At 63.5% G+C, this 20,491-nt stretch carries 19 protein-coding genes, 2 tRNA genes and 1 pseudogene; 16 read left to right on the top strand and 6 right to left on the bottom strand.

All coding sequences use genetic code 11. The features are described from left to right. The first annotated feature begins 143 nt into the window (after nucleotides 1–143). The 3 genes and pseudogenes from PG879_RS05405 (at nucleotide 144) to PG879_RS05395 (ending at nucleotide 2,065) form a co-directional block, all read left to right on the top strand. Complete coding sequence (locus PG879_RS05405; RefSeq protein ID WP_010674872.1) at nucleotides 144–989, top strand: DUF5718 family protein; 846 nt, start codon at nucleotides 144–146, stop codon at nucleotides 987–989. Nucleotides 990–1,106: 117 nt separating this feature from the next. Continuing rightward, nucleotides 1,107–1,591 (top strand): annotated as a pseudogene (locus PG879_RS05400) (GNAT family N-acetyltransferase). Nucleotides 1,592–1,627: 36 nt separating this feature from the next. After that, nucleotides 1,628–2,065: an acetyltransferase gene (locus PG879_RS05395; RefSeq protein WP_010674870.1), complete on the top strand. Its 438-nt coding sequence runs from the start codon at nucleotides 1,628–1,630 to the stop codon at nucleotides 2,063–2,065. Between the two features lie 70 nt (nucleotides 2,066–2,135). On the opposite strand, the gene PG879_RS05390 is transcribed toward PG879_RS05395, so the two are convergent. Further along, nucleotides 2,136–3,524, bottom strand: coding sequence for a DEAD/DEAH box helicase (locus PG879_RS05390; protein ID WP_010674869.1), 1,389 nt, complete (start codon nucleotides 3,522–3,524; stop codon nucleotides 2,136–2,138). Nucleotides 3,525–3,784: 260 nt separating this feature from the next. Continuing rightward, nucleotides 3,785–4,261: a glutathione peroxidase gene (locus PG879_RS05385; RefSeq protein WP_010674868.1), complete on the bottom strand. Its 477-nt coding sequence runs from the start codon at nucleotides 4,259–4,261 to the stop codon at nucleotides 3,785–3,787. Nucleotides 4,262–4,468: 207 nt separating this feature from the next. On the opposite strand from PG879_RS05385, the gene PG879_RS05380 reads away from it, so the two are divergent. From PG879_RS05380 to PG879_RS05360, 4 genes are all read left to right on the top strand, one after another. Beyond that, nucleotides 4,469–5,077 carry a 2OG-Fe(II) oxygenase gene (locus PG879_RS05380; RefSeq protein WP_029314582.1) on the top strand — a complete coding sequence of 203 codons (609 nt, stop codon included), beginning with the start codon at nucleotides 4,469–4,471 and terminating at the stop codon, nucleotides 5,075–5,077. Nucleotides 5,078–5,277: 200 nt separating this feature from the next. Further along, the gene (locus PG879_RS05375) at nucleotides 5,278–6,267 is read left to right on the top strand and encodes a D-alanine--D-alanine ligase (protein ID WP_010674866.1); all 990 of its coding nucleotides are present in this window, start codon (nucleotides 5,278–5,280) and stop codon (nucleotides 6,265–6,267) included. 190 nt (nucleotides 6,268–6,457) lie between these two features. After that, nucleotides 6,458–7,207 carry a tRNA-uridine aminocarboxypropyltransferase gene (locus PG879_RS05370; protein WP_010674865.1) on the top strand — a complete coding sequence of 250 codons (750 nt, stop codon included), beginning with the start codon at nucleotides 6,458–6,460 and terminating at the stop codon, nucleotides 7,205–7,207. 366 nt (nucleotides 7,208–7,573) lie between these two features. Then, nucleotides 7,574–8,353 carry a TSUP family transporter gene (locus PG879_RS05360; protein WP_010674863.1) on the top strand — a complete coding sequence of 260 codons (780 nt, stop codon included), beginning with the start codon at nucleotides 7,574–7,576 and terminating at the stop codon, nucleotides 8,351–8,353. A gap of 52 nt (nucleotides 8,354–8,405) precedes the next feature. On the opposite strand, the gene PG879_RS05355 is transcribed toward PG879_RS05360, so the two are convergent. Together PG879_RS05355 and PG879_RS05350 are read right to left on the bottom strand one after the other, a co-directional pair. Further along, entirely contained in the window at nucleotides 8,406–9,338 is a 933-nt protein-coding gene (locus PG879_RS05355; RefSeq protein ID WP_270829871.1) for a LysR family transcriptional regulator, read from the bottom strand. Between the two features lie 51 nt (nucleotides 9,339–9,389). Further along, nucleotides 9,390–10,307: a DMT family transporter gene (locus tag PG879_RS05350; RefSeq protein ID WP_010674861.1), complete on the bottom strand. Its 918-nt coding sequence runs from the start codon at nucleotides 10,305–10,307 to the stop codon at nucleotides 9,390–9,392. Between the two features lie 169 nt (nucleotides 10,308–10,476). On the opposite strand from PG879_RS05350, the gene PG879_RS05345 reads away from it, so the two are divergent. The 8 genes from PG879_RS05345 (at nucleotide 10,477) to yjjG (ending at nucleotide 16,816) form a co-directional block, all read left to right on the top strand. Next, a complete protein-coding gene (locus PG879_RS05345; protein ID WP_029314580.1) occupies nucleotides 10,477–11,364 on the top strand; it encodes a helix-turn-helix domain-containing protein in 888 nt (295 codons plus the stop codon). Nucleotides 11,365–11,426: 62 nt separating this feature from the next. Then, nucleotides 11,427–11,549, top strand: a complete 123-nt coding sequence (locus PG879_RS05340) for a hypothetical protein (RefSeq protein WP_256094327.1) — start codon at nucleotides 11,427–11,429, stop codon at nucleotides 11,547–11,549. 76 nt (nucleotides 11,550–11,625) lie between these two features. Continuing rightward, on the top strand, nucleotides 11,626–13,260 hold the full coding sequence (locus PG879_RS05335; RefSeq protein ID WP_010674859.1) for an ATP-dependent endonuclease: 1,635 nt from the start codon (nucleotides 11,626–11,628) through the stop codon (nucleotides 13,258–13,260). A 106-nt stretch (nucleotides 13,261–13,366) separates the two neighbouring features. Further along, complete coding sequence (locus tag PG879_RS05330) at nucleotides 13,367–14,086, top strand: hypothetical protein (protein ID WP_010674858.1); 720 nt, start codon at nucleotides 13,367–13,369, stop codon at nucleotides 14,084–14,086. Between the two features lie 223 nt (nucleotides 14,087–14,309). Next, nucleotides 14,310–14,386, top strand: a tRNA-Met gene (locus tag PG879_RS05325). A gap of 10 nt (nucleotides 14,387–14,396) precedes the next feature. Then, a tRNA-Met gene (locus PG879_RS05320) sits at nucleotides 14,397–14,473 on the top strand. A gap of 144 nt (nucleotides 14,474–14,617) precedes the next feature. Next, the gene (locus PG879_RS05315) at nucleotides 14,618–16,102 is read left to right on the top strand and encodes a M17 family metallopeptidase (protein ID WP_029314577.1); all 1,485 of its coding nucleotides are present in this window, start codon (nucleotides 14,618–14,620) and stop codon (nucleotides 16,100–16,102) included. Nucleotides 16,103–16,135: 33 nt separating this feature from the next. Beyond that, nucleotides 16,136–16,816: a pyrimidine 5'-nucleotidase gene (yjjG, locus tag PG879_RS05310; protein WP_270829870.1), complete on the top strand. Its 681-nt coding sequence runs from the start codon at nucleotides 16,136–16,138 to the stop codon at nucleotides 16,814–16,816. A 71-nt stretch (nucleotides 16,817–16,887) separates the two neighbouring features. Here the strand turns inward: yjjG and PG879_RS05305 are convergent, their stop codons facing one another. Beyond that, on the bottom strand, nucleotides 16,888–18,144 hold the full coding sequence (locus PG879_RS05305) for an amidohydrolase (RefSeq protein WP_010674854.1): 1,257 nt from the start codon (nucleotides 18,142–18,144) through the stop codon (nucleotides 16,888–16,890). Nucleotides 18,145–18,569: 425 nt separating this feature from the next. Between PG879_RS05305 and PG879_RS05300 the strand changes: the two genes are divergently transcribed. Beyond that, nucleotides 18,570–18,803, top strand: a complete 234-nt coding sequence (locus PG879_RS05300; protein ID WP_210538019.1) for a hypothetical protein — start codon at nucleotides 18,570–18,572, stop codon at nucleotides 18,801–18,803. A 647-nt stretch (nucleotides 18,804–19,450) separates the two neighbouring features. On the opposite strand, the gene pfkA is transcribed toward PG879_RS05300, so the two are convergent. Beyond that, nucleotides 19,451–20,422 (bottom strand): 6-phosphofructokinase, encoded by a 972-nt coding sequence (pfkA, locus tag PG879_RS05295; protein ID WP_010674852.1) that lies wholly within the window; start codon nucleotides 20,420–20,422, stop codon nucleotides 19,451–19,453. Between the last annotated feature and the right edge of the window lie 69 nt (nucleotides 20,423–20,491).

Here is a 20,491-nt window from a genome sequence, read left to right as displayed (position 1 = left end):
AATCCGCCCTGGTGCACAGCTTGTGGCCCGGTGGCTGGGCGCCGTACGGGGGCTGTGCTCTAATAAGCTCCCTCTTTGGCGGTATTTCCGCCCTGAACAACGACAACGAGGCGGCGGCCCCGGCCGCGCCAGTGGAGCCACAGATGCAGATCACCTCACAGCCCCCCTTTATCGGACTGGGCGTGGCGGGCAACTTCGCCGGTCACCTGGAGCAGGCAGGGGAGGCGGCGGACTTCGTCGCCGTCAAGGTTGACGACAAGGTCGCCCCCAAGGCGCTGTTCCCCTTCTATGTGCCGAACCATCCCGGCCAGCTCGGGGTCTTTCCCCTGAGCGGCGATGCCATCTTCCTGCCGGAGGCGGCGGTGAGCGGGGACGAGAAGGTGCAGATTGAACCCGAGGTGGCACTGTGGTGCGAGCTGGAGTACGCGGGGGAGCAGGTGGTGGCCATCCATCCCAAGGCGTTTGGCGCCTACAACGACTGCTCCATCCGTCGCCCCAATGCCAACAAGATCAGCGAGAAGAAGAACTGGGGTGAAGAGAGCAAGGGGCTGGCCGCGAACCTGCTGCCCCTGACCCACTTTGCCGCAGGATGCGAGCTCGATGACTACCGCATCGCCTGCTATCTGGAGCGGGACGGGGAGCTGCACCCCTACGGGATCGACAGCGCGGCGGTGGACTACAGCTACTTCCACGGTCAGTTGCTGGCGTGGGCCATCGACAAGTTCAACCATCAGCAGGACGAAGGCCCGGCCGAGCATATCCAGGGGCTGCTGGCCCAGGCGGGGCGCCCGGCCCATGCGCTCATCAGCATTGGCGCCACCCGCTACACCCCCTTTGGCGAGACACACTTCCTCGCTCCCGGTGACACCGCCTGCGTGGTGGTCTACCCCGCCAGTCGCTACAGCGAGAGCGACATTCGCGAAGCCATCGCGACCCGCCGCGTTGGCGCCGATGTCTCTGTCCTGCTCCAGGCGGTCAAGACCCGTTGATCGCGATGCCTTCCCAACCTGGGGAGGCATCTTCTTTCTCTATTATGCCTGCGCACACTCCATGCTGGCGTCATGCATGATCAGCCGAAAGAGGAGTGGCAGATCAGGTGGGTTGCCATGGTGGTGATCAGAGAGTGCAGGGAGCAGGATCTGGCGGCTTGCTCAGCCTTTACGCCGAGCTCAGACCACGGGATCCCGTGATGCCGCTTTCCATGGCGAGGGAGACGCTCGCGAGCCTGCTGGCCAGGCCCGAGGTGCGGATCATCGTGGCGAAGGTGGGCGGTGAGCTCGCCGCCACCTGCCAGCTCGGGGTGATCCCGACCCTGAGCAACGGCGGCAGGCCCTTTGGCATCATAGAGCACGTGGTAACGGCCTCTGCGTTCCGACGCCAGGGGCTGAGCCAGAAGGTGCTTGAACAGGCGCTCTCCCTGGCCTGGGGGCTGGATGGCTACAAGGTGATGCTGCTCTCGGGGGAAGGGCGCGATGAAGCCCATCGCCTCTATGAGAAGCTGGGCTTCAAGGCGGGCATCGAGAAGGGGTTTGTCATCAAGCAGGCAGAGGCCCAGGGCTGCACCTTGACGAGGTTCGGCCCCAAGGCTTAGCATCGGCGCTTTTGCCATAAATTGAGCCAACAATTCATGAAGATAGAACCAGCACAAACCGAGGATTACCCGGCCCTGATCGCTCTCTGGGAGGCCTCGGTACGCGCTACCCATCACTTCCTGCAAGAGGAAGACATCGCCACCCTCAAGCCTCTCATCCTCGAACACTATTTCGATGCCGTGCGCCTTTATTGCGCCAGGCAGGATGGCGTGATCGTCGGTTTTATCGGGGTGGCTGAGGGCAATATCGAGATGCTGTTCATCGCTCCCGAGGCGAGAGGGGGCGGGGTCGGCCGCCAGCTGGTGGACCACGCCATCCGTTGTCTGGGGGCGACTCGCGTGGACGTCAACGAACAGAATGCCCAGGCTGTCGGCTTCTACCAGCACCTGGGCTTCGAGGTGACGGGGCGCTCCCCCCTGGATGGCCAGGGCAAGCCCTATCCCCTGCTGCACATGGCCTTGGCCGCCGGTTAAGGGCGCCAGAGCATAAAAAAACCGCCCTCGGGCGGTTTTTTGTTGTTCAGGACGCAGTGCTCGCGCCGCCTCACTCCTCGTTGGAGTTGTCCTGATAGTCGCCCCGCTGGGCCTTGGGCAGGCGGCGCATGGGGGCGAAACCGATGTCCTCGCCCACCACTTCCCGCTTGCGGGACTTGTTTTGCGCAGGCTGGGCCGGCTTCTTGGCGCCATCCCCCTTGCCTTTCCCGGCGGCGGGTTTGCCCTTGGCGTTGGCATGGCCACGGGCGCGGGGCGGGTTTTGCACCGGCTTGCTGCCCGGCAGGGTCTGGCGGCTCGGCTTGCCGCTCGGCTCGTACCCTTCCAGGATCTCCACGGTCAGGGATTGGCCGATCAGCGCCTCGATCTCCTTGAGCTGACCCAGCTCGTCCTGGCTCACCAGGGAGATGGCCTCGCCGCCGCGCCCGGCACGGCCGGTGCGGCCGATGCGGTGGATGTAATCCTCCGCCATCTGGGGCAGCTCGAAGTTGATCACGTGGGGCAGCTGATCGATGTCCAGACCCCGTGCGGCGATATCGGTGGCAACCAGCACCCGCACCTTGCCTTCACGAAAATCCGCCAGCGCCCGGTTGCGGGCCCCCTGGCTCTTGTCACCGTGGATGGCGACCGTATCCAGGCCATCTTTCTGCATCTGCTGGGCGAGCCTGTCGGCAATCTGCTTGGTGCGCACGAACACCAGCACCCGCTGCCAGTTGCCACGGCCAATCATGTGGGAGAGCATCTCCCGGCGGCGTTCCCGATCGACCTGGATGATGCGCTGGCTTACCTGCTCGGCGGCGGTGTTGCTGGGATCCACCTCGATGAGGGTGGGATCCTTGAGCAGATCGTCCGCCAGCGCCTTGATGTCATTGGAGAAGGTGGCGGAGAAGAGCAGGGTCTGACGCTCCTCCGGCAGGGCCTTCATGATGCGGCGAATGTCGGTGATGAACCCCATGTCGAGCATTCTGTCCGCTTCATCCAGCACCAGCACCTCGAGGGCGCTCAGGGTCAGGGCGCCCTGGGTCAGCAGATCCAGCAGGCGGCCCGGGGTGGCGACCAGGATGTCGACCCCGAGCTTGATGGCGTCCAGGTTCGGCTTGATGCTGACGCCGCCATAGGCGATCAGGGTACGAAACGGCAGGTGGTGGGCATATTTGATGATGCTCTCGCCCACCTGGGCGGCCAGCTCCCGGGTCGGGGTCAGCACCAGGGCTCGCACCTGGCGACGACCGCCACGGCCGTGGTTGGCCAGCAGTCGATGAAGCATGGGCAGGGTGAAACCGGCCGTCTTGCCCGTGCCTGTCTGGGCGCCGCCCAGCACGTCCTGCCCGGCCAGGATGGCGGGAATGGCTTGCTGCTGGATGGGGGTGGGTTGTTCGTAACCCAGCTCCTTGACGGCCCGCAGGATGTGCGGTGACAGACCCAGTTCATTGAATGACATGTTCGAGGGACACTCCGAGCCTTGGGCTCAACGGGTGACGGCAGCCTTGGTCCGTCACGACATGGAAAATAGGGTGGGCCGCCATCGAGGCTGGGCCTGAGCCCGGCAAAGCGACCGCACAAGAGACAGTGGGCGCGTAATATAGCAGATGCGAGGCGCACGCGCAGCAGCCGTGTCGCGAGCAGGGTTGCCACGGCCATCCCGGCAGGGAAAGGCCAGGGGGCGCTAAGAGGGGCCCCCCTGGCCTCGGCGCACGCCCGTCAGAGCAGTCCCTCGATGGCCTGCACCAGATCCTCCGGCCTGGTCTGGGGGGCGAAGCGGTCCATCACCCGGCCTTCACGGTCAATCAGGAACTTGGTGAAGTTCCACTTGATGGCCTCGCTGCCAAGGAGTCCGGGCTTTTGCTCCTTGAGCCAGCGATAGAGGGGGTGGGCCCCGGCGCCGTTGACCTCGCACTTGGCCATCAGGGGGAAGCTGACAGGGTAGTCGAGCGAGCAGAAGCGGGCGATCTCCTCGGCATCGCCCGGCTCCTGATGGCCGAACTGATCGCAGGGAAAGCCCAGGATCTCGAAGCCTTGGGGGCCGAACTGGCGATAGAGGGCCTCAAGCCCGGTGTATTGGGGGGTAAAACCGCAGCGGCTTGCCACGTTGACCACTAGCACGACACGGCCCTGCAGATCGGCGGTGGACCAGGCCGTGCCATCGAGTCGTTGCAGGGGGATGAGGGGCAGGGGCATGGTTTCTCCTGATGCAAGAGGGGCGACAAGGCGCCCGGGGACAATCCTTGCACGTTAACGGGCCGAGGGCCGGGGAGCAAGGGGGAGGGCGTCTGTTCCCCCCAGACTCCTATTGATGGCGGGACTTCTCAAGAGAAGCAATCCGGTTTGTGCCGATGGTCCGAAGTCGCTACAAAGCGCACTCTCTCCCCTCGCTGCGAGCCTATCTTGGATTATCAAGCCGTCATGGATGCCATCTACACCCGGGGTTGGGTGATAGTGGATGATTTTTTAACCGCCGCCGAGGTGGATGCCCTCAAGGCCTGCCTGCCGGACGAGTGGCGACCGGCGGGGATCGGGCGCGAGACCCTGCATCAGGACAACCGCGATATCCGTCGGGATCAGATCCACTGGCTCGACGCCTCCCTCGGCGCGCCGGTGGCCGACTATCTGGCCCGGATGGAGTCCCTGCGTCTGGCCGCCAATCGCAGCCTGATGCTGGGGCTGTTCGACTACGAGGCCCACTTTGCCCGCTACCGTCAGGGGGACTTCTACGTCACCCATCGCGACGCCTTCGCCGGGCGATCCAACCGCCGGCTCACCTCGGTGTTCTACCTGAACAACGACTGGCAGCCAGAGGCGGGGGGAATATTGCGGGTCTATGACGACAGCGAGCAGTTTCTGATGGATGTCTCCCCCCGGGGCGGGCGGCTGGTGCTCTTCCTGTCTGAAGAGTTTCCCCACGAGGTGCTGCCCGCAAGCCGGGAGCGCTACAGCATTGCCGGCTGGTTTCGGGTCAACGGCAATGGCGCCGGGCGGGTCGATCCCCCCCGCTGAGCGCATTTCATCCTGTTTCTGACACAGGAAGAGACTTTTATCTGTCCGGGCAGGGGGAGGTGCGCCCCATCGGCTGACAAGGCTTCCCCTCCCTTGCTACACTGCCCGCACTTATGTTCGTTTCTGGCTTCGTCCGGTTTTCATGCGGTTGGGTTTGACATGGTGATGACGAAGCCGCTTCTCCCAAGGGATCACATCTAATGAAGAACATGCATGTCTTGCTGCTGTGCGGCGGTGGCGGCTCCGAGCACGAAGTCTCGCTGCGCAGCGCCAATTTCCTCGAAAAACAGCTCGGGCTCCTGCCCGGTATCGAAGTGACCCGGGTCGAGATGTTTGCCGACCGCTGGCTCTCCGCCGACGGTCGCGAGTGCAAGCTGGGGCTGGACAAGCTGCTCTCGTTCGACAGCGTGGCCCGTCCGGTGGACTACGTGGTGCCCTGCATCCACGGCTATCCCGGTGAGACCGGCGATCTGCAATCCTTCCTCGAGCTGGCCGGCCTGCCTTATCTGGGTTGTGACGCCGAGGCGAGCAAGGTGTGCTTCAACAAGATCACCACCAAGCTGTGGCTCACCGCCATCGGCATCCCCAATACCCCCTACCTGTTCCTGACCGAGCAAGGCGAGGCGAGCCTGATCGAGGCGAAAGCGGCGCTGGCCAAGTGGGGCAAGGTCTTCATCAAGGCGGCCTCCCAGGGCTCTTCCGTGGGTTGCTACTCCGCCAGCAACGAGGCAGACCTGGTGAAGGGTATTGCCGATGCCTTCGGTTACTCCGAGCAGGTATTGATCGAAAAAGCGGTCAAGCCCCGCGAGCTGGAAGTGGCGGTCTACCAGTATGGTGACGAGCTGGTGGCCACCTATCCGGGGGAGATCTGCGTACCCCAGGACAAGTTCTACACCTATGAAGAGAAGTACAGCAGTGCCAGTCACACCGAGACCGCGCTCAAGGCCGAGGGACTGACTCAGGCGCAGGCTGACGCCATTCACGAGTACGCGCTCAAGGCGTTCCGTCAGCTCAAGCTGACCCACCTGTCGCGCATCGACTTCTTCCTGACCGAAGAGGGGGAGATTTTGCTCAACGAGATCAACACCTTCCCGGGCATGACCTCCATCTCCATGTTCCCGAAACTGCTGGAGCACCACGGCCACAGCTTCGCGCACTATCTGGAGCAGATCCTGCGAAAGGCGGTCTGATGTCGCCAGACCCGGTTGCAACGGATGGTGAGTAGGGGCCTCAGGGCCCCTTTTTTCATGGGGGGAAGCGGGCAGAGCGCGGGGAGGGAAGGGGGCAGGGCGCCGCCCGGCAAGCCTTGCCGCCAGGAGGGCGCGCCGTTACAATCAGCCCCCTTTTGTCCCGCCACAGGCACCGTCAGAGCCGCGTTCCATGAAGCCCATCCCCGATCACGCCGTCAACCGCCTGCGCATCTGGCGCAAGAGCGTCTCGACCCGACCCTTTCTTGCCCGTGGCGGCAGCGTGCCACGCTGTGATGCCTGCCAGCTGCGCCACGACTGGTGTGCCTGCGACTGGCGCCCGGCGCTCAAGGCCGAGGCCGGTTTCTGCCTCATGATGTATGACAGCGAGCCCATGAAGCCCTCCAACACCGGGCGCCTCATCGCCGACGTGCTGCCGGACTCCACCTGGGCCTTTCTCTGGTCGCGTACCGAACCCCATCCCGAGCTGCTGGCCCTGCTGGCGGATCCCGCCTGGCAGCCCTACTTGGTCTTTCCCGCCTGCGAGAAAGCGCCCGACCGCCTGACCGGCGAGGTGGTACTGGCCCCCGGCAAGAAGCCGCTGTTCATCCTGCTGGACGGCACCTGGCCCGAGGCGCGCAAGATGTTCAACAAGAGTCCCTATCTGGACGGCTTCCCGGTGCTCGCCATCAAGCCGGATGCGCTCTCTACCTACGGCATGCGCGTCGCCCACAGCGACGAGCACCTGTGCACCGCCGAGGTGGCCGCCTGCGTGCTGGAAGTGGCCGGGGAGCTGCGGGCGGGACAGGCGCTGCAGCTCTGGTTCAATCTCTTCAGCAGCCGCTACATGGCTGGCCGGGTTAGCCGTGCACCCGGTGCTGATGAAGGGCCCCTGCTGGAGGGGCTGGAGGCCATCAAGGGCCAGAGCCGCGCTCTGGATTAATCCTCATCAGCAGCCGCTACATGGCTGGCCGGGTAAGCCGTGCGCCCGGTGCTGATGAAGCGCCCCTGTTGCAGGGGGTGGAGGCCATCAAGGGCCAGAGCCGCGCTCTGGATTAATCCTCATCAGCAGCCGCTAGATGGCTGGCCGGGTAAGCCGTGCACCCGGCGAGGATGAAGCGCCCCTGTTGCAGTGGGTGGCGGCTATCAAAGCACAGGCCCTCTCGCACGCTGATTAATGAAAATAAGGAATTAGTTGGCTGCCATTGTTTCGTTGGCTTCATGAGCCCGCCCTCGCTAGGATAGCGACCTGTTGACTCCTTCAGGCTCCAGGCCATGCCGGGCGCCGCCAATCACACGAGGTCTATGGATGGAACTGGAACTGCTCACCCTGGTCGCCCTGTTCGGGGTGGCCCTCATCGCCGGCTTTATCGATGCCATCGCCGGGGGCGGAGGGCTCTTGACGGTGCCGGCCCTGCTGGCCACCGGCATGCCGCCGGCCCTGGTGCTTGGCACCAACAAGTTGCAGAGCAGTTTCGGTTCTTTCTCCGCCACCTGGTTTTATGCCCGCAAGGGGCTCCTTGAGTGGGCCATCATCTGGCCGGCTGTCATCTGCACCTTCATCGGGGCGGCCATCGGCACCCTGGCGGTGCAGACCATCGATGCCGCCATCCTGGAGCGGCTGCTCCCCTTCCTGCTGATGGCGTTTGCCTGCTACTTCTACTTCTCCCCCAGGGTGAGCGATGCGGAGAGCCAGCGCCGCCTCACCCCCATGGCGTTCGCCCTGCTGGTGGGAGGGGGCGTGGGCTTTTATGACGGCTTCTTCGGGCCGGGCACGGGGTCGTTTTTTGCCATCGGTTTCGTGGCCCTGGCGGGCTTCGGCATGGCGCGGGCCACCGCCCACACCAAGCTGCTCAACTTCACCTCCAACATCGCTTCTCTGCTCTTCTTCACCCTGGGGGGCAAGGTGGTGTGGAGCGTGGGGCTGTGCATGGCGCTGGGGCAGTTCATCGGGGCGCGCATGGGCTCCAAGCTGGTGCTCAAGAAAGGGGTGAAGCTCATCAAGCCGCTGCTGGTGACCGTCTCCCTGGTGATGTCCGCCAAGCTGGTGTGGAGCCAGTACCCCGAGCTCTTTGCCTGGTTGGGCTGAGCCGGTACCCGCCATGACGAGGGCCCGATCGCAGATCGGGCCCTCTTGCGTTTCAGCCCAGTGCCGAAAGTTGCCGGAAATGGGCTTGCAGCGCCTGCACCAGGCGGGCAATGCGATCGCGCTTGAGGCTGTTTGGCCGATAGACCAGGTGGAGCGGGCGGCCCAGTCCCGGCAGGGGGCGTGCCTGTGTCCCCTGCTCACCCACCAGCGCCAGCAGGCCGGCGGGCAGGAGCACGGGGCCAATGCCTGCCTTGGCCAGCTCGATCAGTGCCAGGTAGGAATCGAGCTCCATGGCGGGGATAAGCCCGAGGGCGGCCAGGGGCTCGCGCAGATAGCGGTTGGAGGGGTTCTCCAGATCCATGGTCAGGATATTGCGCACCTTGCCCTGCATCCCCTTACTCACGTCGCCTTCAGTCAGTTGCTTGCTGGTCACAGTTTCTTGCAAGGCGCTCTGGTGATCCGGCTGCGCCGCCTCATCCAGAGCGTCCCCCACCAGATAGAAGGGCTCCTCCAGCAGCCGTTCGGCACACAGCCCATGGCCCGGCGGCAGGCGACCGGCGCAGATCCCGAGCAGGGCATCCCCGCCGCGCACCCGGTCCAGAATGACCGGGGTGTGGTGGGTAGAGAGGGCAATGTGGGGATCCCGTTCAAGGTAGGCGTGCATGAAGCGGGCGAGGTAGCCCGCCAACAGGGTTTCGGAGCAGGCGATGGACAGAGGGGTCTGATCCGTGAGGATCTGGCTGTCCGCCAGCACCCCCTTCATTTCGGCGAGGCTCGGGGCTACCCGGGCGAGCAGTTCACGGGCCTGGGGAGTGAGGCGGATATGACGGCCATCCGGCTCGATGAGCTTCTTGCCAAGGCGCTGCTCCAGCTGGGCGATGCGCTTGCTGACCGCCGACTGACTGATATAGAGGCGGCTTGCAACCTTGGCCATGGTGCCCTCGCTTGCCAGCAGGCAGAGTGTCTCCAGCCCTTCCAGTAACATGCGTCCTCCCTCCTCGTGTGTTGGACGCGGTTACCTTAGGGGCTGGTGGCATCAGGGGCAAGTACCGTTTGCGGCCCTTGATAGCGGCCAGCGCCACGCCTTGACGGGGGGCGCGAAGATCACCAGGTTGCCAATGAGACTCACCACCACGCCGACGATGGAGACCGTCTGCCAGACAAAGCCTTCATAGAAGGTGGAGAGGGTGAGGGCCACCAGGGGGAAGAGCACGGTGGCGTAGGCCGCCTTGCTGGCACCGATGCGCCCCACCAGGGTGAGGTAGGCGGTGAAGGCGATGACGGAGCCGAAGATGGCCAGATAGACCATGGCGGCGAGGTAGCGCGGGTCGGTGGGCAGGGTGAGTGACTGACCGAGTACCGTGACCCAGCCCAGCAGCAGCGCCACGCCGTAGACCATGCCCCAGGGTACCATCTGCAATACGTGATAGCCCTGGCGCTGTCCCCGGGCGGAGACCAGGTTGCCCAGGGAGAAGCAGAGAGTGCCGGCGCAGGCAAAGAGCAAGCCCTTCCAGCCGTTTGCACCCAGTTGCGCATCCGCCAGCACCGGCCAGAAGAGCAGCAGGGTGCCAAGCAGCCCCAGCAACGATCCTTGCAGCCAGCGCAGGCCCGGTCGTTTACCCTCGAACAGCCAGAGATTGAGGCCGTTGAAGATGCTGGCGCTGGCGAAAATCACCGCCGACAGACCGCTCGGGATATAGAGGGTGGCGTGGTAGAAACAGAGGAAGTTGGTGGAAAAGAGCAACGCGCCGAGCAGGGCTGCATAACGCTGGCCCGCCCAGGGCAGGCGCGGAAACTTGCCGCTCACCGTGAGCAGGGTGAACAGGGCCAGGGCCGCCAGGGCGAAACGATAGAGCACCGAGACCTCGATGGGGATGGGGCCGAGCTGCCAGGCGATGGCAATCCAGGTGCTGCCCCAGATGAGGACGGTGGAAACATAGAGCATCAGATTCATGGTGTGATCCCATCAAGAGAAGATGATGTGATCAGCATGAACCGGGAGGCGGGGTGCCGGCTTGCACCATCTTGCGGTTTTTTCAACGGAGGCGCAGCCTTTGACCATGAGGCGCGATAAGATGGCGACAGGAAAGGGGCGGGAGAGGGACGCAAGCGTGCAGCATGCCATGCAGCAGACAAGACAGGCGGGGGTCTTTGATGCCCTGGTGAGCACCGGTGCCAGACTGGAGGACTCCTGCTGGCTGGAGCCCGGGCTCGGGGTGGCGAGCTGGTGCAACCGCTACGATCAGACCCGCTACCACAAGCCGGGCAACCACACCATCAGCGTCTACCTGCAGGGGGGCGAGCAGACCGAGCGGCTGGACGGCCCCGGTGGCCATGGTGGTGCCGGCAAGGTGTGCATCATGCCGGATCACCACAGGTCCGAGTGGTTGGTGCGCGAGGAGTTTCGCTTCTTCCACCTCTACTTCACCCCCGCCCACTTCACCCGCATCGCCGAGCAGGCGTGTGACAAGGAGGGGCGTCATCTGCAACTGGAAGACAAGACCTTCATCGACGATCCCCAGGCGGTGGCCCTGGTGCAGGGGCAATTGATGAAGCTGGACTGGCAGCACGGCATCGATCGCATGGCGCTCTCCCACGGTGCCTGGATGCTGATGCTGCACGCCTATCGCCATCACACCCGCGAGGCCCCGGCGCTGCCGGAAGTGCGCGGCGGCCTGGCCCCGGCCGTGGTGCGCCGGGTGCAGGAGTATCTGCAGGCTCACCTGGCCGAGCCGGTCACTCTGGGAGAGCTCGCCCGGGAGGCGGGTCTGAGCGAATACCACTTCGCCCGGATGTTCGGGCAGAGCCTGGGCTGTCCGCCCCACCGCTACCTGCTCGGGCTGCGGCTCAAGCGGGCCAAGCAGTTGCTGGCGGGAAGCGAGCCCCTGGCCAGCATCGCCGCCCAGTGCGGCTTCTCCTCCCAGGCCCATTTTGGCAACCGCTTTCGGGAGGCGTTCGGCCTGAGCCCGGGCCAGTGGCGAGCCCAGTTGTCATTCTCCTGTCACAGATAACCCTGAGACTCTGGGCAAAAGAGGTGTACCCTCTGTCTCTTGTCCATTGAAAGGAATGCCCATTGAATCATCGCAAACGTCAGACCCGTACTCGCCATCTCTGGTTCAACCACTGGAATGCCCCCCTCTATCGCGCCACCCAGCCGACGCCGCCCGAACCGCTCGTTCCTCACAGTTCCCGCTGAAAACGCCGTAACCCGATAGGATTTTTCCGGCAACTTTGCCACTATTGCGCCATCAGGATGGACTGGATATGGCCGCATGTTTCTGGAACGCATTGAAGTCAAAGGTTTTCGCGGAATAAATCGCCTCTCCCTCGGGCTGGACAACACCACTGTGCTCATCGGCGAAAACGCCTGGGGCAAATCCAGCCTGCTGCGGGCCCTCTGGTGCCTGCTGGGGGATGCCGAGCCCTATCAATTTGGTCAGGATGATTTTCATCGGCCGGAAGATCCCGAGCTCGAACCCTCGCGCACGCTGCAACTGGTGCTCACCTTCAGCGAGTATCGTCCCCAGATGTGCCAGCACTCCCGCCGTCTGGCCCGCCTCGGGGCGGCCTGGATCCCGCACAAGGACAAGTTCCACCGGGTGCATTATCGTGCCAGTGCCGAGTTGCAGGACGATGGCAGCGTGCTCACCACCCACGACTTTCTCGACGGCATCGGCAAGAGCCTGACCATCGACAACAACGAGGCGCTGGTGCGTCTGCTCATCACCATGAATCCGGTGTTCAGGCTGCGGGATGCCCGTACCGCCAGGGATGGTATCGAGCGGCTGCCCTGGGGGGATCTGTGCGAGCAGCGGCTGGACGAGCTGGCCGGCAAGCTCACCGATGAGCCCCAGCGCATCGGCGAGCCAGAACTCAAGGAGGCGCTGCAGGCGGTGCAGCAGTTGATGGAGCACTACTTCAGCGCCCTGGCGCCCATCAAGCACAAGCCTCGCAGCCAGCGGGATATCGTCAATCGCCCCATGACCCTGCGCAATCCCGGCAACCTGCAGGTGCTGCTGCGCAATGCGGACAACCGGGCGCTGCAGCTGGCCATGGCGGGCATGGCGGCCATGCTGCTCCACGCCCGGGGCAACCGGGAGCTGGAGGAGGGGGCCAGACCCATACTGATGCTGGAAGACCCCGAGAGTCGCCTGCATCCCACCATGCTGGCCCTGGCCTGGGGTCTGCTGGAGCAGTTGCCCGGCCAGAAGCTGCTCACCACCAACTCGGGGGACCTGCTCTCCTCCTTGCCCCTCAATCAGGTGCGCCGTCTGGTGCGCCGCCAGCAGGACATCCTCTGCCATCAGTTGGGAGGGGAGCGCTACAGCAGCGACGATCTGCGCAAGATTGCCTTCCATGTGCGCATCAACAGGCCCATGTCGATGTTTGCCCGCTGCTGGTTGCTGGTGGAAGGGGAGACCGAGATCTGGCTGCTCTCGGAGCTGGCCCAGATCTGCGGCTACAGCCTGCGGGCGGAGGGGGTGCGCATCATCGAGTTCGCCCAGTGCGGCCAGGCTCCTCTCATCAAGGTGGCCCGGGACTTTGGCATAGAGTGGCACCTGCTCACCGACGGTGACGAGGCGGGTGCCAAGTATGCGAGTTCCGCTCGCTCCCTGCTCAAGGGGGAGCGCGAGCGGGATCGGCTGACCCAGTTGCCGGCGGCAGACATAGAGCACTACCTCTACCAGAACGGGTTCGAGGGGGTGTTCCGGCGTGAGGCGGGGGTCGGGGGGCGCTCCACCCTCAACGCCGGGCGCATCATCGCCAAGGCGATCCACCATCGCAGCAAGCCAGGCATGGCCCTGGCGGTGGTGGAGGAGGCGGAGCGCCTCGGCAGCGAGCACATTCCCCCTGTGCTCAAGCAGATGTTTGCCCGGGTGGTTGCCCTTGCCCGGGGACAAAGCTGACCGGCGACGTTGGGAAGACGGAGGGAGTTTGGATATACTCCCTGCCTCTTGTCCTTCCTTACCCTGTGATGGGTGCACCCGCACCCGGACTGCTGCCGGAGACCCTATGTTCGTCCAACTTCCTTTTTGGCTCTTTCCCCTGACCGGTCTGATGGCCCTGGGGGCCCTGATCGCTGTGGGGCTCGTCCTGTGGCGCGGGGATCTCTGCCCGGGCCAGCGCTCGCGGATCACTACCCAGCTCTTCTCGGTCTGGGTGATCACCGGGCTCTCTCTGATGCTGGCGGTGGAGGCCAAGGTTGCGGGCTGGCTCATCTGGAGTGGGGGGGCCGCCCTGGTGCTCGGTATCGTGCTCTCCCTGGTCCAGTCTCGCCTGGAGGGCAAGCGCGCCATCCCCGCCACCCTGCTGTGGTTGCCCGCCATGCCGCTCGCCCTCTACGGGCTGGGTCTGATGCAGATCCAGGGCTGGCTCGGCGGCCTGCTGCAGATGGTACTGCTGGGGTCGGCCTTTGCCCACCTGATGCTGCTGCGTGCCCGCCACCGCCTGCAAGCCTTCAATCTGCTGCTGCCCCTGGCGGGGCTCGTCTCCGCCATCCTGAGTCTTATCTGGCTGGCGGTGCTGGTGGGTTGGCAGGGGAGCAGCGCCGGGCTCGACCCGCTGATCCCCGGGGTAGTGACCCAGGCTGGCCTGCTGGTCGCAGCCCTGTTGCTCTGGTTCAGCCCCATCTACCGTCAGCAGGAGACGGCCCCCGTGGTGGTCTCCGTGACCCTGTGCGGCCTCATCATCGCCCAGATTGCGGCGACCAGCGTGTTGCACCAGCTGGCCTGATCCCGGCGCATTCTCCCGCCCGCACCTTGTCGTGCGGGCTTTTTTATGGGAAAGAGGGTAAAGGCGGGGAGGGGCCTGAGGGGGAAGAGATCGCTAGCTGCCTGAAAAAACTGCGATTTGTTGCAAAAGAGCGCAGTATGTGACGGTTTAATCCCCGAATAAACTTTTTTTAGGATATTTACTTGCAATCTCAGCGTTGGCGCCTATTATGGGCGACCTCGGACGCGGGGTGGAGCAGCTCGGTAGCTCGTCGGGCTCATAACCCGAAGGTCGTCGGTTCAAATCCGGCCCCCGCAACCANNNATTCGGACGCGGGGTGGAGCAGCTCGGTAGCTCGTCGGGCTCATAACCCGAAGGTCGTCGGTTCAAATCCGGCCCCCGCAACCAACTTCTGACTGATTTTCTTCTGCATTACCTCTCTGATTACCTCCAGCATCTGTTGCTTGCACACAATAATGTGTGTTTTTCCGATCCCTCTCGCCATTTGTTCGGTATCATCCTGCTTTCTGTTCATGGATGAGGCCGCACCCTGTGATGACCCCTTTTAGCTATTCTTCTCCCCAAATCACGATGCAGAACACCTCCCTCGCCGAAGTAATGGCAGGGTCGGCTGCCGTCAAACTCCTGCTCATTGCCGACTCAGCGCGCGATACCCTGCTGGCGACGCCTCCCTTTGCCGCCGTGGCAACCCAGATAGCCCTGGGTCAGAAGGCCCCCTATTCCCTTGACGACAGTCAGGGGCTGCAACGGGTGATCTTCATGGATGCCCGCCCGGTCCTGGATCATCGGCTCTACAAGCAGGTGCGCAGCTGGGTGGGCTCGCTGGCGGGCCTCAAGGCGACGCACCTGGCGCTCCATCTGGAGGGCTTTGACGATGAGCATCGCGCGCAACTGGCAAGGGTGGTGCTCGCCTGCCTGCTCGCCGCCGATGTGACCCTGCCGACCCAGAAACGGAGTGAGGCGACAAGACCGGGTTATCAGCAGTTGCAACTTTCCCCCCCTTGCGAGCTGGACATGGCCCGCCTGAGCGCAGAAGCCGAAGGCAACGGTCTGGCTCGCCACCTGGCAGTGCTGCCCGCCTCCGAGCTTGACGCCCAAGGCTACCGGGCTTTTGTGCAGCAACTGGCGCAGCAGGAGGGGTGGCAGTGGCAGGAGTTTGACGAGGCGGCCCTCGCCACCCTGGGCGCCGGCGCCTTCCTGGCGGTGGCCAGGGGCTCGGCAAACGGTCAGGCCGCCATCGTCAGGCTCAGCTACTGCCCGGCCAACCCGGTGCGCCGCCTCGCGCTGGTGGGCAAGGGGATCTGTCACGACTCCGGTGGCTACAACCTGAAAGTCGGTGGCAGCATGTATGGCATGCACCTGGACATGGGGGGCAGCGCGGTGGCCCTTGGCACGCTGCTGGCCATCAGCCGGGCGAAACTCCCCGTTGAGGTGCACTGCTGGCTCGCCATCGCCGAGAACCACATCGGCCCGCAGGCCTTCCGGCCCGGTGAGGTGGTGACCGCCCTCAACGGCACCACCATCGAAGTGGTGGACACCGATGCCGAGGGTCGCATGGTACTGGCGGATGCCCTGACCCTGGCGGCCGGGGACAACCCCGACTTGCTGATCGACTACGCCACCCTGACTGGCGCCTGCAAACGGGCGCTCGGCAGCCGTTACAGCGGTGCCTTCTCCAACCGCCCCGAGTGGCTCACCACTCTGATAGCGCTGGGCCAGCAGAGCGGGGAGCGAGTCTGGCCCTTCCCCCTAGACGAGGATTACGATGACAACCTCGATAGCGAGTGGGCCGATCTGTTACAGTGCGCGCCGGGCGCCTCCCCGGATCACATCGATGCCGCCCGTTTTCTCACGCGCTTCGTGCCCGCCGAGCTTCCCTGGTTGCACCTCGACCTGAGTGGTTTTCGCAACAAGGGGGGCAATGGCGTGGTGGGCAGCGAGGTAACCGGCTTTGGTGTCAGGTTGACCCTGACCCTGCTCGACAGCCCTCTGGGGATGGGGGCGCCCGACGCATGACAACGTGGCCAAGCACAATCAATAAGGACAAGCGTGAAACAAGCAAGCTATGACTGGGTGCTGTTCGATCTGGACAAAACCCTGCTCGATTTTCCGGTCGCCAGGGCGCTGGAGCGGACCCTGCAGATCTACGGCGTGGCGCCGACTCCCCCCAAGATGGCGGAGTACCATGCCCTCAACCAGCGGCTCTGGCAGCAGTACAACTCAGGGGAGATTGACGCCACCCACCTGCAGCAGACCCGTTTTTCGCTCTTTGCCGAGCAGGTCAACGTGGCGCCCATGGCGATGAACGAGACCTTCCTGCAGCAGATCATCGCCCTGAGCGTGCCGCTGGAGGGGGTGGAGGAGACCCTGCAGGCCCTGAAGAGCAAGGTCAGAATGGGGATCATCACCAACGGCTTCAGCCTGCCCCAGCGCGGGCGCCTCGACAAACTGGGCTGGAACAGCTGGTTTGAGCCTCTCGTTATCTCTGACGAGGTGCAGGTGACCAAGCCGGCGGCGGCCATCTTCCAGCATGCCTTGGCGCAGATGGGTCAGCCGAGCCCGGCGCGGGTGTTGATGGTGGGGGACAATCCCAAGACCGACATCGCCGGTGCCGCCGCCCAGGGGCTTGCCACCTGCTGGTACAACCCGGGACGGGAGACAGGCCCGTGCGAGGCGACCCACGAGATCCACCACTTCGCCCATCTCTGCGCGATCGTGCTGGGAGAGTAGGTCCCCTATGCCCGCAAGGATGTAAAAAAACAAGGCAACCCATGGGCTGCCTTGTTTGCATCCGGCGTCTGCTAGCGGCCGAGGCGGGCGAGCAGCCAGGCCTCCAGCAAGGCCACTCCGGGGGCCAGCACGGCTTCGTCGAAGTCGAACTCCGGATGATGGTGGGGGGCCGCGAGGTTGGCTCCCAGGATGAGATAGGCGGCTTCGCCGCCGTGCTGCTGTACCCGCTCGATGAGGAAACCGGCATCCTCGCTGGCCCCGAAGCGGCGGGTGTGGATGGTATCAAGGGAATTCCCCTGTGCGAGAGGCACGATTTCCTCGATGAGGGCTGGGCTGTTCTCGATGCCGATCGCTTCCCCCTGTTTGCGGATGTGGTAGGTCGCGCCCTGCATCAGGGCCGCCCCCTCCACAATCTGCTGCACCTGATTGAACATGTAGTCGTTGAGGGCCGGCGTCGCGCCACGGGTCTCCCCCATCAGGCGGGCATGGCCCGGGATGACGTTGCGTCCACTGCCGCCGTTGAGCTGCCCCACGTTGATGCGGGTCATGCCATCCCGATGGCGGGGAATGCCGAGCATGGCGGTGGTGGCCATGCAGGCCGCCGCCAGGGCATTGTGGCCTGCGTTGGGCTCGAGCCCCGCATGGGCGGCTTGCCCCATGAACTCCACGTCGAATTTGGTTGAACAGAGAAACTCGGTGGGGTTGACCACCAGCTCACCGCTGCTCGCGTGAATGCCGATGTGCAGTGCCAGCAGAGCGTCCACGTCGTCGAGCTGCCCCCCTGCCGCCAGCGCCTTGCCGCCTCGGCAGCCCTCTTCAGCCGGCTGGAAGAAGAGCTTGATGCGGCCAGTGAGGCGATCGGCGAGGGCCGCGATCCGCTCGGCCAGCACCAGCCCGATGGCGGTGTGACCATCGTGGGCACAGGCGTGCATCCAGCCCGGGTTGGCGGAGTGCCAGCCTCCCTGGCCGGGCAGGTGTGACACCTCCTGGCTCTCTTCGACCTCCACCGCATCGATATCGAAGCGAAACGCCAGGGTGGGGCCGGGGCGCCCGCTCTCCCAGAGTCCCATCACGCCGGTGAGTGCGTCGATCCGCGTCAGCCACTCCGGATGCGCCCCCTGGTACAGGGCACGGGCCTTCTGGGCCTCGACGTCTATTTCCCGTCCCATGATGAGGGTGCTGGCGAGCAGTTGATCCCCCAGCATGATGGAGAAACCGAGTTCAGTGAGGTGTTGGGCTATGAGGGTGGTGGTGCGAAATTCACACCAGGCGGCTTCGGGGTGACGATGAAGGTCGCGGCGCCAGTGGCGCAAGGCATCCTGAGTCATGGTGGTTCCTGCGTAGCAAATCCAGCGGCCATTGTGACGGGCAGGGGGACAAGAGTAAATCCCGCAGGGGGAGATGCGACAAGGGGAGCCCGGGCTCCCCTTGAAAGATGGCATGGATGTCGACGAGGTCGTTTTGTGTGCGCAGATAGCGCTCAATGATGGCTTGGCATCATCCTTTGCCAGGGCGCGTCAAAAACCCATGTTGCAGTCTGTTTTTTGAACCGCCCCTCTGGGGCAGAGGTGGCAGATGGCTGATTGGCCTACTTAGAGCTGTGCCAGCGACGGCATGGAGACGGCAACCAGAGTGAAAAACACGGTGAAAACGGCGGTAACTACGAACTCTTTCATGATTTTATCTCCCTTGGTTGGCTCATGATGGAACCAAGATACCACAACAGAACGATAAAACAACGAAAAATGTAATTATGAGGCAAAAATGGTTTGGTGGTGGAATGCGGCTGCATTTTTCCAAGTTTAAGGGCGTTTTTTGTCCTGTGAAGGGTTTTATGGTGATGCCAGTGAAAGTGGATGCATATAAAGCCTTTAAATACATTGAGTTATGTTATTTTTATGACGCTCTCTTTGGTGGTTCCGATTGGAGTTTTTGTGGTGATCTCCATTTTTCAGCAGCAAAATGGCCTGCGGGATGCGCAGATTGATGTCGCCATAGGGAGGTTGGTGGCTGCTAGCCAGATTTTGTCATCCCATGTCATGTTTTCTCACGACTTGTGCCCTAACCTCAGTCTGCAAGGCTGTTGCCAGCCAGGGTTATCCGATGAAGCCTCAATTTTCTGCTCATCCCAAACAGGCTGGGTGCAAAAAGAGTACGGAAAAACGACAAAAGGGCCGTCAAAGGAGCATGGAAGGGAAGGGGTAAGGCGGGAAAATGGGGGTTTGACCTTCATGGGGCCTTGGGTGGCCGGAAGCCCCGTTTTTCGCTGTTTTCTTGGGGGGCGAGCCACCGGGCCCGCGCGCAGGGGAAGCGGGAGAGATCGTCGGCCCACCCGGGTGGCTATATGGCGCCAGTGTGATGGGATGAAGGGCAGGTGAGGCCTGGCGCAGGGCCGTGGCTCTGCGGCACCAAGACCTTTATCCAGACCCGTCGCGAACAAGGTGAGCAAGCAGAAAAGCGGGGGAAAGAAGTAAAGGAGAAGGTCGTGGGGTCAGAGGCTCAGGGCCGCCGGGCAAGGGGTAAGACATGGCGACAGTGGCCAGTGGATAGCCGGGCCCCCGCAGAGGGAGGAGGGGGTGAGGAGCCCGCATAAAAAAACCCTCCAGAGGAGGGTTTTTTGTCAGACCACAGCCTTTAGAACAGGGTGGTGGAGAGATCGTACAGCTCCTGGTTGAACGGGCGCTTCAGGTTCTCGATGCAGTCGATGATGTCGTGGTGCACCATCTCGTTGCCCTGAATGCCGACGCAGCGGCCACCCTGGCCCGCCAGCAGTTGCTCGACGGCGAAGGCACCCATGCGGCTGGACATGATACGGTCACGGGCAGTGGGAGAACCGCCACGCTGGATGTGACCCAGGATGGTGGCGCGGGTTTCGCGGCCGGTCATGGCCTCGATGTCTTTTGCCAGGGCGTTGACGTCGGTGACGTGCTCGCAGATGGTGATGATGGCGTGCTTCTTGCCCTTGGCTTCCCCTTCCTTGATCTGTTGCAGCAGCTTCTCCTTGTCGAAGGCCACTTCCGGCACGATCACGTACTCGGCACCACCGGCAACAGCGGCAGACATGGCCAGATCGCCGCAGTGGCGGCCCATGATCTCGACCACGGAGATGCGGTGGTGGGAGCTGCAGGTGTCGCGCAGGCGGTCAATGGCGTCCACGACCACGTTCAGGGCGGTGTCAAAGCCGATGGTGAAGTCGGTACCGGCGATGTCGTTGTCGATGGTGCCCGGCAGGCCGATGCAGGGGAAGCCCTCTTCGGTCAGCTTCTTGGCACCCATGTAGGAGCCGTCACCGCCGATGACCACCAGGGCATCGATGCCGTGTTTCTTCAGGTTTTCGACCGCTTCGGCACGGACTTTCGGATCCTTGAAGGCGGGGAAACGGGCGGAGCCGAGGAATGTACCGCCACGGTTCACAACGTCGGAAACGCTGTGACGCTCGAGCTTGACGATACGGTCCTGGTGCAGACCGAGGTAGCCATCATAGATGCCGTAAACTTCCAGGCCATGATGCAGACCGGCGCGCACCACGGCGCGGATGGCTGCGTTCATACCCGGTGCGTCACCACCACTGGTCAAAACACCAATACGTTTGATTTGTTTGGTCATGAGTGCCTCTGGATCTGAGTTGTCGAAAATCAAGATTCTGAAAAATACGGCTGGCCGCTTTTACTATAT

This window comes from Aeromonas sp. QDB63 (assembly GCF_027707425.1).
GTDB lineage: Bacteria > Pseudomonadota > Gammaproteobacteria > Enterobacterales > Aeromonadaceae > Aeromonas > Aeromonas caviae.
This window is presented reverse-complemented; position numbering and strand designations above follow the sequence as displayed.